1 protein-coding gene is annotated in these 1155 nt (G+C 34.2%); it reads left to right on the top strand.

What is annotated here, in order from left to right; genetic code table 11:
* Positions 1-446: 446 nt before the first annotated feature.
* A partial coding sequence (locus BAZSYMA_RS08440; RefSeq protein WP_420912284.1) for a hypothetical protein occupies positions 447-1155 on the top strand: 709 nt, incomplete at its 3' end.

Here is a 1155-nt window from a genome sequence, read left to right as displayed (position 1 = left end):
GATAAAAATTTGATTAAAAAAATTTTATATAGGTCATTAAATAAAAACCCTGAAATGTGTAAAAAATTCATTGGTACTGGAGTTATTGAGGAAGACTACTTTTCTAATCTAACATAAAATACTTTACTAAATCTAAAATTAGGACTTAAAGATCCAACTGGAAAGATAGGACATTTGTCCAACCAAGAACAAAAGGTGCTGGACACGGGTCCACCTCAAGAGCATTTTATGCCAGACCTTCATTTTTAAAACAATTTATAAATTTATGATTACAACGATTAAAAATAGACAAACACCCAGCCAGTTTAAACAAAACGAACTTAACAAAAACTCAACCATTGCAAACTTATTACCGCAGAGTTTACATATTTTTCCAATTATGAAAGCACACTGACGGTGACTGGGATGCTGAGGATACCATTAAGTGATAAAAAACAAAAAAAGGTGTGGCGAGTGAAATACAAATCATCATGCCACAGCTTAGTGCACTTTCGCCTTGGTCACAAAAAATGAGAAACATTCACGACAATACAAAAAAACTCATGACGGATATTTCTAATAAAGTGGTGGTAATTGTGAGGAAGTTGATTGATAAATCAAAAGAAAACACAACCTTTACATACACAATTCTTACTGTTACTGTTGTTTTCATTTTAGATGTTCTTAACTTAATTGACACAGAAACCAAAATAACCTACACATCTATTGGTAGTGGTTTAATTGCAATAATTGGTTTACATCTTTTTTACCAACGCTTAAAAAATCAAGAGAAGCAAATTGACATTCAAATTAACCAGCGAATAGATGAGCGTTTTAATTCAGCTATTAATTTACTAGGTTCAAGCGAAACATCAGCGCGCACAGGGGCAATTTATGCCCTGCATGAATTAGCAAGGGAGGAGGAGAAATACCGCAAACAAATTGCACAAATTCTCTGCTCACATATTCGTTCAAAAACCAATGAAGAAGAATATCAACAAAAACACAATAAACGCCCATCAAATGAAATCCAAACCACTATCAATCTTTTATTTAAAGAGCACGAACACGGCTTGTACACACAAGATTTTGCAAGAGTAGCAGAATTTCCTAAGGCAGATTTGTCGCACGCTTACCTTATGGGGGCAAATTTTGAGAGAGCACAGTGTCAAGGGG

The organism is Bathymodiolus azoricus thioautotrophic gill symbiont (genome assembly GCF_001298715.1).
Taxonomy (GTDB): Bacteria; Pseudomonadota; Gammaproteobacteria; order PS1; family Pseudothioglobaceae; genus Thiodubiliella.
Note: the sequence above shows the minus strand (reverse complement) of the source record. Positions and strands in the feature narration are given on the sequence as shown.